Source organism: Pectobacterium versatile (assembly GCF_003932035.1).
Taxonomy (GTDB): Bacteria; Pseudomonadota; Gammaproteobacteria; order Enterobacterales; family Enterobacteriaceae; genus Pectobacterium; species Pectobacterium versatile.
Genome location: NZ_CP034276.1, coordinates 2371910 through 2387053 on the forward strand (window position 1 = coordinate 2371910; position 15144 = coordinate 2387053).

Annotated in this window: 16 protein-coding genes and 1 pseudogene; 5 read left to right on the forward strand and 12 right to left on the reverse strand. The window is 48.7% G+C overall.

Annotated elements, in window-relative coordinates:
• The 6 genes and pseudogenes from EIP93_RS10720 to EIP93_RS10745 all read right to left on the reverse strand — a co-directional run.
• On the reverse strand, positions 1-1128 hold the full coding sequence (locus EIP93_RS10720) for an ABC transporter ATP-binding protein (protein ID WP_044207782.1): 1128 nt from the start codon (positions 1126-1128) through the stop codon (positions 1-3).
• A gap of 13 nt (positions 1129-1141) precedes the next feature.
• The gene (locus tag EIP93_RS10725) at positions 1142-2047 is read right to left on the reverse strand and encodes a carbohydrate ABC transporter permease (RefSeq protein WP_044207784.1); all 906 of its coding nucleotides are present in this window, start codon (positions 2045-2047) and stop codon (positions 1142-1144) included.
• Positions 2040-2930, reverse strand: a complete 891-nt coding sequence (locus EIP93_RS10730; RefSeq protein ID WP_005968854.1) for a carbohydrate ABC transporter permease — start codon at positions 2928-2930, stop codon at positions 2040-2042. The genes EIP93_RS10725 and EIP93_RS10730 overlap by 8 nt, the downstream gene beginning before the upstream one ends.
• 47 nt (positions 2931-2977) lie before the next feature.
• A complete protein-coding gene (gene pelW / locus EIP93_RS10735; RefSeq protein ID WP_125232694.1) occupies positions 2978-4609 on the reverse strand; it encodes a pectate disaccharide-lyase PelW in 1632 nt (543 codons plus the stop codon).
• A gap of 273 nt (positions 4610-4882) precedes the next feature.
• Positions 4883-5644 (reverse strand): 2-dehydro-3-deoxy-D-gluconate 5-dehydrogenase KduD, encoded by a 762-nt coding sequence (gene kduD, locus EIP93_RS10740; protein ID WP_010299965.1) that lies wholly within the window; start codon positions 5642-5644, stop codon positions 4883-4885.
• 83 nt (positions 5645-5727) lie between these two features.
• Positions 5728-5937 (reverse strand): annotated as a pseudogene (locus EIP93_RS10745) (5-dehydro-4-deoxy-D-glucuronate isomerase); the annotation flags it as partial.
• A 317-nt stretch (positions 5938-6254) separates the two neighbouring features.
• On the opposite strand from EIP93_RS10745, the gene EIP93_RS10750 reads away from it, so the two are divergent.
• Positions 6255-6587, forward strand: a complete 333-nt coding sequence (locus tag EIP93_RS10750) for a cupin domain-containing protein (protein ID WP_005968848.1) — start codon at positions 6255-6257, stop codon at positions 6585-6587.
• A 94-nt stretch (positions 6588-6681) separates the two neighbouring features.
• Here the strand turns inward: EIP93_RS10750 and hxpB are convergent, their stop codons facing one another.
• On the reverse strand, positions 6682-7347 hold the full coding sequence (gene hxpB, locus EIP93_RS10755; RefSeq protein WP_125232695.1) for a hexitol phosphatase HxpB: 666 nt from the start codon (positions 7345-7347) through the stop codon (positions 6682-6684).
• A 186-nt stretch (positions 7348-7533) separates the two neighbouring features.
• Between hxpB and EIP93_RS10760 the strand changes: the two genes are divergently transcribed.
• A complete protein-coding gene (locus EIP93_RS10760) occupies positions 7534-8082 on the forward strand; it encodes a YniB family protein (protein WP_039358273.1) in 549 nt (182 codons plus the stop codon).
• A gap of 86 nt (positions 8083-8168) precedes the next feature.
• Here EIP93_RS10760 and EIP93_RS10765 read toward each other — a convergent pair whose 3' ends face one another.
• The 5 genes from EIP93_RS10765 to EIP93_RS10785 all read right to left on the reverse strand — a co-directional run bounded on the left by EIP93_RS10765 (position 8169) and on the right by EIP93_RS10785 (position 12819).
• Positions 8169-9029: a fructosamine kinase family protein gene (locus EIP93_RS10765; RefSeq protein ID WP_039505436.1), complete on the reverse strand. Its 861-nt coding sequence runs from the start codon at positions 9027-9029 to the stop codon at positions 8169-8171.
• Between the two features lie 271 nt (positions 9030-9300).
• On the reverse strand, positions 9301-10158 hold the full coding sequence (locus tag EIP93_RS10770; RefSeq protein ID WP_010299954.1) for a metal ABC transporter permease: 858 nt from the start codon (positions 10156-10158) through the stop codon (positions 9301-9303).
• Positions 10155-11018, reverse strand: a complete 864-nt coding sequence (locus EIP93_RS10775; RefSeq protein ID WP_119880152.1) for a metal ABC transporter permease — start codon at positions 11016-11018, stop codon at positions 10155-10157. Before EIP93_RS10775 ends, EIP93_RS10770 begins: the two co-directional genes overlap by 4 nt.
• Entirely contained in the window at positions 11018-11908 is an 891-nt protein-coding gene (locus EIP93_RS10780) for a manganese/iron ABC transporter ATP-binding protein (protein WP_125232696.1), read from the reverse strand. Before EIP93_RS10780 ends, EIP93_RS10775 begins: the two co-directional genes overlap by 1 nt.
• Positions 11905-12819, reverse strand: coding sequence for a metal ABC transporter substrate-binding protein (locus EIP93_RS10785; protein ID WP_103940426.1), 915 nt, complete (start codon positions 12817-12819; stop codon positions 11905-11907). Before EIP93_RS10785 ends, EIP93_RS10780 begins: the two co-directional genes overlap by 4 nt.
• A 949-nt stretch (positions 12820-13768) precedes the next feature.
• Here EIP93_RS10785 and EIP93_RS10790 point away from each other — a divergent pair.
• The 3 genes from EIP93_RS10790 to rlmA all read left to right on the forward strand — a co-directional run bounded on the left by EIP93_RS10790 (position 13769) and on the right by rlmA (position 15098).
• Positions 13769-13885: a DUF2627 domain-containing protein gene (locus tag EIP93_RS10790; protein ID WP_085996916.1), complete on the forward strand. Its 117-nt coding sequence runs from the start codon at positions 13769-13771 to the stop codon at positions 13883-13885.
• A 41-nt stretch (positions 13886-13926) separates the two neighbouring features.
• Positions 13927-14136 carry a transcription antiterminator/RNA stability regulator CspE gene (cspE, locus tag EIP93_RS10795; protein ID WP_005968829.1) on the forward strand — a complete coding sequence of 70 codons (210 nt, stop codon included), beginning with the start codon at positions 13927-13929 and terminating at the stop codon, positions 14134-14136.
• Between the two features lie 128 nt (positions 14137-14264).
• Positions 14265-15098: a 23S rRNA (guanine(745)-N(1))-methyltransferase gene (rlmA, locus tag EIP93_RS10800; RefSeq protein ID WP_125232697.1), complete on the forward strand. Its 834-nt coding sequence runs from the start codon at positions 14265-14267 to the stop codon at positions 15096-15098.
• Positions 15099-15144 lie beyond the last annotated feature (46 nt).

The following is a 15144-nucleotide window of genomic DNA, read 5'->3' on the forward strand; positions in this document are numbered from 1 at the left end:
TTAAAGAGAGATATTTTTTTCTGTTTTTGCATCAAAAATATGGCATTTTTCCATGTCGAACTGGAAATACACCGGACGATGCAGTCCCTTCTCGATAATCAGCCGACCTTCGTCATAAGGAATACGGCTGGTTAATTCAAAGCCATCGACTTTAATGTACATAAAGAATTCGTGACCCATGTTTTCTACGCGAACCAACTCACCCTGTGAGTGGCTGCCTTCAAATGGCGTATCTGACACGGAAACATAGTCTGGGCGAACACCGAAGAAGACGTCTTGTCCGACATAGCTGCGGACTTTGTCTTGCTTCTCGCTGTTTAATACCAGCGCGTTGTTGCCCACCACAACGCCAATCTGACCGTCTTTCTCGACCAGTTTACACGGCTTGATGTTCATTTCTGGTGAGCCAATGAAGCCAGCAACGAACATGTTGACAGGGAAGTGGTACAGGTTGTCTGGCGTATCGACCTGCATAATGTGACCTAGCTTCATGACGCAGATACGGTCGCCCATGGTCATTGCTTCAGTCTGATCGTGGGTAACATAGACTGTTGTTGCTGCTTTACCGCTTTTCTTCAACTGCTTATGCAGGTCAGAAATACGGATACGCATCGAAGCACGCAGTTTGGCATCCAGGTTAGATAACGGTTCGTCAAACAGGAACACATCTGGCTTTTTAACGATGGCACGGCCTACGGCCACACGCTGTGCCTGACCACCAGACAGCTGGCGCGGCAGACGATCCATCAGGTCTTCCAGCTCCAGAATTTTGGACGCTTCAGCAACCTGCGCTTCAATTTGCTCTTTAGGCAGTTTGCTCAGCTTCAGACCAAATGCCAGATTCTCTTTTACCGTCATGTGAGGGTAGAGGGCGTAGTTCTGGAACACCATGGCAATCCCACGCTCTTTTGGCGCCAGATTGTTAACAACGCGCTCGCCGATACGGACTTCACCGCCGCTGATGGTTTCCAGACCCGCCAGCATACGCAGCGTAGTGGATTTCGCACAGCCAGACGGGCCGACGATAACCATGAATTCACCGTCTTTAATGGTCAGGTCGATGCCGTGAACCGCTTTGAAACCGTTGGTGTATACTTTTTCCAACTTTTTGAAAATAACTTCAGCCATGATAAATCCTCTATTAACCTTTAATTCCGCTGCTGGTCACGCCTTGTACGAAGTAACGCTGTGCCAGGAAGAAAACAATAATGGATGGCAGAATGGAGATGCTGGACATGGCCAGAATTTCATTCCACGGAGCGCCTTCAGTAACGTCGATAGACATTTTCAGCGCCAGCGCAATCGGATACTTATCCACGCTATAGACATAAATCAGCGGACCGATGAAGTCGTTCATTGACCACATGAACTGGAACAGCGCAACAGAGATGATGGCTGGTTTCAAAATCGGCACGACCACATACCACAGAACCTGGAAGGAGTTACAGCCATCGATCTGTGCGGCTTCTTCCATATCACGTGGTACCCCACGCAGGAACTGGATTAGCATGAACACAAAGAATCCTTGTGTTGCAAACGCCAGCGGCAAATACAGTGGTAGATAGCTGTTCAGCATGCCCATTTCACGGAACATGAGGTACTGCGGAATCAACAGTACGGTGCTTGGCAGCAGCATGGTAGTAATCAGCGTAGCAAACCAGAAGTTCTTCCACGGAATGTCAAAGCGAGCGAAGCCGTAAGCCACAATCACCGAGGAAATAACGGTCAGAACCACTTTCGGAATCACATACTGGAACGTGTTAATCATGTAGTGACCGAAATTGTATTCCGTACCGGTTTTCCAACCGTTAACGAAACCGTCCCAAGTGGCGTGTTCTGGCCACAGACCCAACGTGGTGAAGATCTCATGGTTCGGTTTGAACGATGCTGAGAACATCCACGCCAGTGGATAAAGCATCAGCAAGCCAACGAACAGCAGAACCACGTAACGGATAGCGGCACTGATTTTTTCTTTACGCAGCGTGCGGCGTACTTCTGCAGCAGCAATTTCTTGTGCTGTCGTCAGGTTTGAATGCATGTCAGCCATTTTTTCCTCCTTTATCAGCGGAGTAGAACACCCAGTATTTCGACGACTTAAAGGAGATAGACGCAAATACCGCAACAACCAGGAACAGAACCCATGCCAATGCAGCACCGTAGCCCATATCAAAATACTTGAACGCCGTATCGTAGATATAGAGCGAGAACAGGTAGGTGTAGTGCGTTGGACCACCGCCAGTAATGACGTAAGGTGCCGTAAATTCCTGGAACGCCTGAGTGGTCTGCATGATAAAGTTAAAGAAAATAACTGGCGTAATCAGCGGTACCGTTACTTTCAGGAACATTTGCCATTTAGATGCACCGTCGATCATCGCCGCTTCATACTGAGATTGCGGAACGTTCTGCAATGCAGCCAGGAAGATAACCATGGCGGAACCGAACTGCCATACGCGCAACAGCGTTACCGACATCAGTGCCAGCGACGGTTCGCCCAGCCAGTTGATAGCGTCAAAGCCAAACACGCCGAGGAAGCTGTTTAACAAGCCATCGATAGCGAACAGTGCACGCCACAGAACGGCGATTGCCACGCTGCTGCCCAGAATAGAAGGCACATAGTAAGCAGTACGGAAGAAACCGATACCACGTAATTTGAAATTAAGTACAAACGCAATTAACAATGCGAAGATTAATTTCAATGGAATGGTCAGAAATACATAGGCAAAGGTGACGCCCATGGATTTCCAAAAGAGATCATCTTCCAGGAACATACGGTGATAGTTTTCTAGCCCCGTAAATTCAGGCGGATTGATCAAATCATACTCAGTAAAACTGAGGATAAATGACGAAACAAAGGGGAAAGCGGTAAAAACTATCAGCCCTATAATATAGGGGGAGATATAGGCTAACCCCAGCATTCTGTTTTCATTCATAATGCTTACCTATTGATTAATTGTGAACCATTAAAAAAAACATAAAATTAAGCTGTTAATAACTCTGGATAAATTAATTCCACGTCATAAACAATTCTATTTTCCCCATTAACGTGAAAATCCCCGTGAACATATCCACCTTGTGTCAGATACGGTGGGATATCGTTTAATTTGTTGCGACAAGCGGCAACGAAAGTCAGTAAAGCCAGCGGATAGGTATCATCCAGACGAACATAACGATGCTGTGCGGAGCGAACGAACAAACCACGGTGGAAATGTTGTTCAAACAAAACGTCAGCCAACTGCGCGGCGTAATGTGCCCAGGATTCTGATTGTTTGTGATCGGCCAGTTCGATAACGGTCAACAAAAGTACCGGGCTGGCGATGTGCTGAATCTCTTCTTTGTTCAGCCGTGTCAGCATGGTGTTAACTAGAGCATACAGGTCCTCATCGCCGCTCAGACGATAAGCACGAACCAGCGGTAATAAATAATCACCTTCTAATGCAAACGGTTTTAATTCCGTACCCGCTTTACCATAATAGCCATCGCGTTTAAAACGGTAGCCTGTCATGTCCTGGCCGTTGTTCCACATCGGGCGCAGTGTATTGCTGGTGACATCGTAGGCGTACTGATAGTAATTTTTTAGCCCTGAAATAACCCAGTTCAGCATTTCTGCATCAGGCTGCGTGCGGAGAATATCCAACATTGCCAGTGGGTTATCAATCAGCAGTGGGCGCATATCGCGAAACAGCACATTGGCTTCACGCGCGATTTCACCGAACTCTGGGCCAAACTGGCGTTGAGCACGATCGCCAAACCAGGATTGCGTCTGGTTATCGTCTTCCGGCACCGGCTGGCGCTGCTGTGGTGAACTGAACTGATACACCGGCATACCGGTTTCTGGGTTGCGAGCCAAAACGTATTGGCGATAAAGATGCTTACCCCAGGCCGCGGCGTGACTATCGCCCGTATATTCTGCGTATTTGAACGCTGCATAAATCAGGTCTGTGCCAGCATTAACAAAAGTCAGCCCCTTCGTTAATGGCAGAACAGGCCACTGTGCCGGATCGACGACATCATGGCGGGCATGTAGGAAAACATTCGGATCGCGTTTTTTGCTGTAATCACCATGACGACCCAGATCCAGTGAATCCCAGTCTTCGACGTGCGCGTTCCAGAAACCCTGAAAGAAATTCAGCGTCTTTTCCGCATTAACACGATGCAATAACGCGTAATAGGGCAGGTGGTGCTTTAATTCATGCACCTGAGCTTTGGATTCTGGCCCTTCGCCTGCCAGCGTATCCAGATTAATAAAGCGGTGACCGCCCCAGAAGAACAGGCCGCTATTATCATCAACGAAATGATCCAGGAAATATTCGCTTTGTGCCATAGCGTGTTGCTGGTAACTCTCATTACCCGTAACGACGCTCATGGCACATAGCGTTCTTAGCCAATTTTGCTGGCTAGCAAAATTAGAAATAGGTGCGCTATGTCCATCTGGGAATTGCCACATCGCAGGTGCATAATTTTCCACATCAAAACCGTCAGCCAATAGTAACGTCGGCTGACTTTGGCTGCGGCCTTTATCCTGAACGCAGGCAATGTGGCTATCGAGTGCTGCAACCCATTCGTCGAGCTGCGATTTCCTGCTGGTGTATAAGTTTTCAAAAATACTCATGGAGTACCTTCTTATGGAACCGTGTGAACAGTTCCTTATAAATAGAAACACTGTTTTGATTGATTATATTGCGCTATTAACCTTGTCGTCATGCACGCAATATCGAAAGTGTGATCAAAGTCGGAACGTTGTTTTGATTTTTTTTAAGAAAGGATTTTGGCAGGAGAAAGAATCATGGAAAACGAAATAACAACTTGAAAAACAAATAAAAAGCACAACCGGAATTGTGCTTTTTATCGTAGGTTGGCGAAATGCCGCTAAGAAAAACTGCGCTTAGCGAGCCAGCCAGCCACCATCAACGGCAATCGTGTAACCATTGATGTAGTCAGATGCGCTGGATGCCAGGAAGACAGACGGACCCATCAGATCCTGTGGCAAACCCCAACGGCCAGCTGGGATACGATCCAAAATTTCTTTGCTGCGTTCTTCATCGGCGCGCAGTTGCTGGGTATTGTTGGTCGCCATATATCCCGGTGCAATTGCGTTGACGTTGATACCGTGTTTTGCCCACTCGTTCGCCATCAGACGGGTTACGCCCATAACGGCGCTTTTTGATGCGGTATAAGAAGGTACGCGGATACCACCCTGGAAGGACAGCATAGAAGCGATATTGATGATCTTACCGCCTTTACCTTGCTTGATGAACTGGCGAGCAACGGTCTGAGACATAAAGAAAACGCTCTTAATGTTCAGGTTCATTACGTCGTCCCAGTTTTTCTCGCTGAAATCGATCGCATCTTCACGACGGATGATACCGGCGTTGTTAACCAGAATGTCAACGTGGCCAAATTCAGCAACGGCTTTCTCTACCAGCTCTGCATGACCAGAGACATTGCTCATGTCGGCAGTCAGGCTCAGGAAACGACGTCCCAGTGCGGTGACTTTTTCGATAGTGTCTTTCGGTTCAACGATGTTGACGCCGACGATATCACAGCCTGCTTGTGCCAGACCGATAGCCATGCCTTGACCCAAACCCGTATCACAACCCGTGATCAGAGCAACTTTACCTTGCAAATCAAAAGAATTTAAAATCATATCTGTAATCTCTCTATAAGCGACAAAATACTTAGTCGTTAGCTGTTACTGTAGGGAACACCGGTAATTCCGGCTGAAAGCGATTAACGTAACTCGCTAACCTTGACGTGATCCATGTCACCGAAAACGTGATTCTCGCCAACCATGCCCCAGATAAAGGTGTAGCGTCTGGTGCCAACACCGGAATGCATCGACCAGATCGGTGCAATCACCGTCCGCTCGTTTTTTATTACGCTATGACGGGCTTCCTGCTGCTGACCCATCATGTGAAAAACTGCCGTTTCATTACTTACTGTACTTACTGTTTCTAGTGAAAGCGCCGGGCGAAACAGATGATGTCGCGTGGCAGTGACAACGTCACCTGTTCCTCAACCTGCCCGGTTCTTTCTTGTTATGCGGGATGATAGTTTGGATGGGATGCGAATTCAATAAAAATGAAATAATGTTTTATTTATTTCTTGAGGGCCGTCATGGTTTTGCTTATTTTATGTTTCTTCTGGTACTGATGTGGCTAAAATGTCGCAATCCATAATCATACCCTCGTTGTCGTGCATGGTTTGTTGACGCAATCGAAGGTATGGGCAATAAAAGCGTTAGAGGAGAGATGACGATGAGAAGATACTTTATTGATGATGAAACGCCGTGGGAAGAGTTGGGCGGTGGAATTAAACGTAAAATCATGACCTGGAGCGATGAGCTGATGATGGTTTACGTGCACTTTGATAAAGGTGCGATTGGTACGCCGCACTTCCATGAAATTCACGATCAGATTGCTTATGTTGCTGCTGGCAGCTTTGAAGTGGAGATCGAAGGTGATAAACGTATCCTGAAAGCGGGCGACGCCTATCTGGCGGTGAAACCCGAGATGCATGGCGTAGTTGCGCTGGAAGATGGCAGCGTTCTGATCGATGCTTTCTCGCCTAAGCGAGCGGATTTCCTGTAATGCTTCAAAGCGTGGTCAGCCAGTAGACTGGCCACGCTTTCGTCATATCCCACGATGTCTACTTTTCTCTTCTTTTGCTTCTACTTCCTAATTCCTAGATTAAATGTTCAGTAGTCAGCTGATTCAGGGAATGCAGCTTATAGTCTGCCAGCGCCCAGCGAGCGTCATCGCGAAATTCAGCCTGTGGAATAACGATCGAACGCATGCGTGCCGCTTTGGTTGCGATCATGCCGTTCACCGAATCTTCCAGCGTCACACATTGTGTCGGAGGAACGCCGAGTCCGTTTGCGGCATTCAAATAGACCTCCGGATGAGGCTTGCTATACGGCAGTGTCTCGGCTGACATTAGGACATCAAAGTAGTGTTCCAGATTAAACATGCGCAGCACCTGCTGCTGCATGCGGAGCGGCGAAGCGGAAGCCAGTCCAATTTTGAGATTCTGCTCACGACACAGTTGCAGCGCATGTTCGACGCCGGGTAAGAGCGGGCGCTGTTCGGCAACGAGTTCAATCGCGCGATCGATAATACGGCGGACAACCTCGTCTCGGGCAGGTGTCGCCCAGGGAGAACGCTGATACCAGAGTTCGACCACCATATCGATGCGTAAACCCAAAGTATCTTTCATGGATTCTCGTAGTGAAATGTCTACGCCAAGCGAGGCGATAACCTCCAGTTCGGCCTTGTCCCACAACGGTTCTGAATCAATCAGCAGCCCATCCATATCGAAAATCGCCGCTCGTATAGAAGAATCAAAGGACATACCACTGGCTCCGTCAGCAAAGGAAAAGAAAATTTACTGATAAACTATACCCTAATAAGTCGAGTTGCAGGGCACGACTCTGGCTATGCGGGAGATAAAGTGTTGACTGCGCGTAAAGTTACAGTAGGCTACCCGTCGTACTAAAACGATATATTACCGATGTTGCGTCGCTAAGAAGGGGTTCTCATGACGTATCAACAGGCTGGCCGTATTGCCGTCGTTAAACGCATTGCCGGATGGATCCTTTTTATTCCCGCGCTGCTTTCAACCTTCGTCTCGCTAGCTAATTATCTCTACGCTTATACCCAGAAAAAACAGGGTATTGATGCTGTTCTTCTGGATTTTGTGCACCTGATGGTCGACATGGTGCGCTTTAATACGCCTTTCCTGAATATTTTTTGGTACAACTCGCCGGTACCGGATTTTACGCGTTTTTTCAGTGGGGCGACGCTGATGTTTTGGCTGATCTACATCCTGATTTTTATTGGCCTGGCTTTACAGGTTTCGGGTGCCCGGATGTCTCGTCAGGCGAAAGCTATTAAAGAAGGCATTGAAGATCAACTGATTCTGGAAAAGATGAAAGGTGATGGTGGGAACACGCGTGAGACGCTGGAATCACGTGTTATTGTTCCTGGACACACGATTTTTGTGCAATTCTTTCCGCTTTATATCCTGCCGGTGATTATCGCGGGTATTGGCTATCTGGTGTTACGTTTATTAGGGCTGCCAGTCTGATTAACGGTCTGGCGCAGCCGTTGCGCCAGACTCGGTATTCTTCTCACCTTAGATCAAGCATCTTATATCAGCGCAACCATTTCGCCTTAGATTAAAAGCTGTCGCTCAATGAGCTGTTGTGCTTCAACAATATGTTTGCCGCCGAAAAGATTGGCGCGGTTAAGCAGATAATAAATCTGGTAAATGGGCTGGCGATCGATAAAGCCTTTATCCAACGGCCACACGCTCTGGTAACCATCATAAATCTGTGGCGGCAGGGCCGGGTAGCGCGGCAGCATCGCTAAATCACATTCTCTGTCTCCCCAATAGCAGGCCGGATCGAACAGATAAGCGCCATCCTGACTATTTGCACAGTTATCTGGCCATAAGTCACCGTGCAAGAGCGACGGCTGGGGCTGATGTCCTGCCAGACGTTCCTCAACGCGGGCAATTAGCGTTTCAATATGACCAAAATGCATCCCTTTTTCTGCCGCCAGCTGTAACTGCCAGCCAATACGCTGTTCGGCAAAAAAGGTCGCCCAGCGTCGCTGCCAACTGTTTGGCTGAGGCGTTGTTGAGAGGTCGTTATCGAAATCCAGTCCAAATTGTGGCTGATCACTCCATTGATGCAGGCGTGCTAACTGTTCACCCAGGCACCAGGCGCTGTGCGCATCCAACGGTTTGACGGGCAGATATTGCAGAAGCAGGAAGCTGTGATCGCGTGAACTACCGACACCATAGACGGCGGGTACACGCACCGTATTACTGCGGCTCAGCAAGTGAAGTTGATCGGCTTCGGCAGTGAATTTGGCCAGCATTTCACGGCTATCGCATTTTACGAAAACGTCATGTTCGCCGTAGCGGACATACCAGGCTGGGTGTATTTCACCGCCGGATAATTCGTGACGCTCCTGAATATCCGCAGTACCGTGATGCTCTTCCAAAAGTCGGCTGATAGCTTGCCACATAAGGTCATCCTCCCGTTGATGTTGCCCGATACGATGCTGTTCACTGGGGTGATTCGTTTACGGTAACCCATTGAGCACAATAAAAATGGAATCTATCGCACAGTGATAACCGATAGGCCGAGATAACGAGAAACAAGTATAGTCGGAATTAAAAATAGCGGAGTTAGGACGACGCTCAATCCGGTAGATAAGGCAATGAAATAGCGCATTAATGACGTAACCGACGGCTGTTTTCCGGTTACGTCATGCTAAAAGGCTGAGGGCGAAAGGATTACAACGCGTCGGTGACGGCCTGAGATGCCGCCTGACGACGTTGTTTCAGCTGGTGGTAAGTCAGCGCCAGCGTGAAGAACAGTGCCTGAACGATCACGATGCAAGGGCCAGTTGCGCCATCAATATAGAAACTGATCAGGGTGCCAGCAATACAGGAAATAACGGAAACCAGCGTGGCAACAAGCACCATGCGCTCGAAACGTTTACAGACCATGAAGGCAATAATGCCCGGCGCAATCAGCATCGCGATCACCAGAATAACGCCGACGGCCTGTAAGGATGCGACAATCGTCATCGCCAGCAGGCTCAGCAATCCGTAGTGCAGTAGCTTGACGGGCAGGCCGATAACGCGGGCATGATTGGGATCGAAGCAGTACAGCATAAAATCTCGGCGCTTTAACAAGATGATGGCCAGCGTCACCCCAGCGATCAGTAAGATTTGCGTCAGCTCTTGCTGAGTGATGCCCAGCACGTTACCAAACAGAATATGGTTCAGGTGCTGATCGGTATCGATACGCGCAAACATGACGAGCCCCAGCGCAAACATGCCGGAAAAGATGATCCCCATGACCGTGTCTTCTTTAACCCGGCTGTGTTCTTTTACGTATCCCGTCGCTACCGCACAAAAAATACCGGAAACGAAAGCCCCGATGACTAACGGAATCCCCAGTAAAAACGCGACAACGATGCCGGGCAGCACGGCATGGGAAATGGCATCACCCATTAGCGACCAGCCTTTCAGCACCAGATAGCACGACAGTACCGCGCAGACCGTACCGGTGACGACAGCGGCAAGTAGTGCACGCTGCATGAACGGGTAGGACAGGGGATCGATAAGCCAGCTAATGAGCGTCATAATGCATCTCCTGATTGATCGCGTAACCGCAGACGGCGAGAGGCCAGCAACCCATGCTTGGGTGCAAAGACAAATGCCAACAGGAAGACGACGGTTTGCAACGTGACAATCACGCCGCCGGTTGCACCATCAAGGAAGAAGCTCAGGTACGCCCCGACCGCGCTGGTGATCGCACCTAGTGCAATAGAAATCACAATCAGACGACCAAATCGATCGGTGAGCAGGTAAGCGGTGGCACCAGGTGTAATCACCATCGCAATTACCAAAATTGCGCCAACAGTTTGCAGTGCCGCGACCGTACAGGCACTCAGCAGCGTAAAGAACAGAATTTTCAGCTTTAGCGGGGAAAGACCGATCGAGCGGGCATGGTTCTCATCAAAGAACACGGCCAGCAGATCCTTCCACAGCAGGCAGAGAATCACGAACGTCACGCCGATGATGATTTCAACTTGCAGGACATCTTCGTCGGCGATGCCCAAAATATTGCCGAAAATGATGGACTGCACGTTAACCGATGTCGGGTTGAGTGAAATAATCAGCAGGCCGACAGCGAAAAACGTTGAGAAAATAAAGCCGATAATCGCATCTTCGCGCAATCGGGTAATGTGGCGGATGAGCGTCATTGCCAGTGCGGCAAGCATACCGGTAAAAAATGCACCCGCCGCGTAGGGCAGGCCCAGAGCATAGGCTCCTGCAACACCGGGGACGACAGAGTGGGAGAGCGCATCGCCCATCAGCGACCAGCCTTTCAGCATCAGGTACGCCGAAAGAAAAGCACACACGCCGCCGACAATCGCGCTGACCCAGATCGCCTTGACCATGTAGTTATAGCTGAATGGCTGCAACAGGATATCGATCATCAGGGCTTTTTCTCCTCCGGTACAGCGCGTGATGCAGGAGGATCGCTCTTGGTCGACCCATAGAACACGGCCGGACGCTCATCGTCTGTCAACACTGTCACCGAGCGGACATCATCATCATCGTGAAGATGAGAACCTCCGAGGTTGATGTGTCGCAGAACACCGCCGAACGTTTTCTCCAAATTGCTTTGGGTAAAGGTGCTGTGCGTCGGTCCTGCGGCTAAAACGGTGCGATTAACCAAAATAACGTTGTCACAAAACTCAGGAACGCTACCGAGGTTATGGGTTGCCACTAGAATCAAATGCCCTTCATCACGCAAGGTGCGAAGCAGATCGATAATGGCGTTCTCTGTTTTAACGTCTACGCCAGTAAAAGGCTCATCCAGCAGCAACACACTGCCTTGTTGAGCCAGCGCCCGCGCCAGAAAGACGCGCTTTTTCTGTCCACCGGACAGTTCACCGATCTGGCGATGTTGCAGCGTCGATAGCCCGACGCGCTCCAGCGATTCCGCCACAATAGTGCGGTCTTGTTTGCTGGGGATGCGCAGGAAATTCATCCTCCCGTAGCGGCCCATCATGACTACGTCTGAAACCAAAACGGGGAAATTCCAGTCTACGTCTTCCGTTTGTGGAACATAGGCAACCAGATTCTGTTTCAGCGCTTGGTAGATCGGTTGCTGGTTGAGCAGTACCTGCCCTGAGGTTGGTTTGACCAACCCCATGATGCTTTTGAACAATGTCGACTTTCCGCTGCCGTTGACGCCAACCAAGGCGCAAATCGTTCCACCGGTCAGGGAAAAAGAAGCATGGCGAATAGCCTGATGCCCGTTGCTGTAAGTAACCGAAACATCATTGACTTCTAATGACTGTACTGCTCGATCACTACTCATTGATTAAATCCTTTCGCGATGGTTTCCACCGTCACTTGTAACAGGTCGATATAGGTCGGCACAGGGCCTTTCTCTGTAGACAGCGAATCAACATACAGCACGCCGCCATATTTCGCCCCGGTTTCTTTGCTGACCTGCTTTGCTGGCTTATCGGAAATAGTGCTTTCGCTGAAAACTACAGGGATAGCCTTCTCTCGCACGGTATCGATAACCCGACGTACCTGCTGCGGCGAACCTTGTTCGTCAGCATTGATTGGCCAGAGATAGACTTCATTGAACTGATAATCCTTCGCCAGATAGCTGAATGCACCCTCACTGGTGACTAACCAGCGTTGCTGCTCTGGGATACGGGCAAGACGCTCACGCAGCGGCGCGTCGAGAGCCTTAATTTTTTCCGCATAGGCTTTGGCGTTACGATTATACGTTTCTGCATTCGCAGGATCGGCTTGCACCAGACCTTTACGGATATTTTCAATATAGATTAATGCGTTGGAAGGCGACATCCAGGCATGCGGATTTGGGTTGCCATTATAGGCACCTTCGCGAATAGGAAGCGGCGTGATGCCTTCCGTCACCACAACGGCGGGCACATTTTTTACGTTCTCAAAAAAGCGCGTAAACCAACGTTCGAGATTCATGCCGTTCCACAGCACCAACTGTGCGGACTGTGTTTTAACAATATCACGCGGTGTCGGTTGATAATCATGAATCTCCGCTCCGGGTTTAGTAATGGACTCAACCGTCGCGGCATCGCCTGCAATATTCTGTGCGATATCCTGAATGATGGTAAAGGTCGTGATGACTTTAAGCTTTTCAGCCGCCTGAGCAGAGGTGCTGGCTAAAAGCAGTAAAGCGCACGGCAGCGCGATGCGACGGAATAGGGCAGGTAAATGAGCGTGAAAACCGATCATGCGAATATCCTTACAAACCGTGAAAGTGTTACTTGAGAATAATTATCAATATCATTTAAGTCAAGAGGCAGAAAAGAGCGGGGAATGAATATTGGAGGGTGTCTCATGACACAAGAAGTCAGTGTTCGCAGGCACGTAGCACGTGCTTGCGCGGGTAAGGAACGCATCATGCTCCTTTGATAACAGAAATGTTGCTTTAATTTAATGAATCGTACTTAAGGTTACAACGAAAGTCTAACGGTAACGGTAGTGAACTGTCGCGCAACTATACATAGCTATACACATGGTGAAATTTACGCCAAAAAGCGAGAGAAATCTTATGTCGTCTTAAGAAAGTTCTGATCTCTGCCGATAAACCATAAAGAATGTGAGAGATGTCTCTATTTTATACAAAAGGATTGTAAGTGATATGAGCACAAAATCAGAACGACGTTGGAAGTTGGCAAGTTTGGTCTTATTGACTTTTTTGATGGCATTAATAGTGCTATTGGTTCAAACCAGTTAATTCCCTGCGTAACGAAAGATTAGTCTATAAATAATTTCTATTATGTAATGTATTAATGCAAAAGATACAGATAGCATAAAAATGACAATCGATTTTAAACATTGATATAAGCGTGGCCGATGTCGGGCGCGCTTTTTTGTTAATGGTCAATATCTCTTCATATAAGTGCGTCAATTATAGCTTTTTGTTATGACTTCCGACGCCTCTGTGCCAGAAATGCGACGATTGTCGCGTATTTTTTTGCATAATAGAATCTGAAGTGCGCTTATTGTGCCGTGTTAGACGCTGCCTGTGAATATAGGTGTCAGCAAGCATTATCGTGTATTAATGAATCAAGGATGACGTGAATTTGTGCGGCATGTCCACGACTGATAAAAAAGCCCTTGCCATCGTTTACATAGTGTGTAATAACGCTTCTGGGTAAAACGAGGTACAGTTCTGTATATGAATGGCATTTTCAGTAAAGAAGACTTAAGTACAACCTTTAGTGTTGCATGCTGCTTCTCTGCCGATCCTTATCTTAGTGCCTCAAGCAGTAACGACTTTGGTTTGTCTGTATAACGCCTTTTTGGCGGTTTAAACAATTAAAGGAAATATTTGAAATGGCAAAGATTAAAGGTCAGGTTAAGTGGTTCAACGAGTCTAAAGGCTTTGGTTTCATCACTCCTGCTGACGGCAGCAAAGATGTATTCGTACACTTCTCTGCAATTCAAGGCAACGGCTTCAAAACTCTGGCTGAAGGCCAGAACGTAGAATTCGAAATTCAGGATGGCCAGAAAGGTCCTTCTGCAGTAAACGTCACTGCGCTGTAATTTTACAGCTCTGTTGCAAAACCCGCCATGGTGCGGGTTTTTTGTTGTCTGTGTTTTATCTGCACCTGTGATGCTTTTATCTACACCCGTAATGCAATGAAGACGTTTTTAATGAGGAAAATGTGCCGATGAGTTATCAGTGTCCGCTATGCCAGTTACCTCTGGAGCGACACCCGCGGCAATGGACGTGTGGTAAACATAGTTTTGACCGTGCGAAAGAAGGGTACGTTAACCTGTTGCCGGTACAGTTTAAGCGTTCAAAACAACCTGGTGATAGCGCTGAAATGATGCAGGCGCGTCGCAGCTTTCTGGAGGCCGGTCACTATCAACCGCTACGTGACGTCGTTGCGCAGCACATAGATCGTATTGTGGCGGATGACGCTGTGGCGCTGCTGGATATCGGCTGTGGTGAAGGGTATTACACTGCAGAGTTTGCTCATCGTCTTACATCGCGCAAAACGATGACGATATACGGGCTGGATGTTTCCAAGGCGGCGATTCAGCGGGCGGCAAAGCGGTATGACAACGTTGAGTTTTGCGTCGCCTCCAGCCAGCGGCTGCCTTTTCAGGACCAATCCCTTGATGCTGTGGTAAAGATCTATGCGCCGTGTAATGACGCGGAATTACAGCGCACCGTTAAGGTTGGCGGTTGGGTGGTGACGGTATCTCCGGGGCCACGACATCTTTATCAACTGAAAGCAGAAGTCTACGATGAGGTGTTATTACATCCGAGCAAAGATGAAGTGCTCGCAGGCTTTCAGCTTATGGATCAGCAAACGCTCGCGTATCCGATGCAGCTATCCGGGAGTGAGGCTGCGGCGCTATTGCAAATGACGCCCTTTGCCTGGCGGGCAACGCCAGACGTTAGCGAGCGACTGCAAGCGGCCACCGCGTTTAGTTGTGAAACGGACTTTATTATCCGCTTGCATCAGCGTGTTGGTAGCGATGTGGTAGTTGCGTAATCGAGAAGAATAAAAACGGGCAGCGCGATAGTCGGGCTGCCCGTTG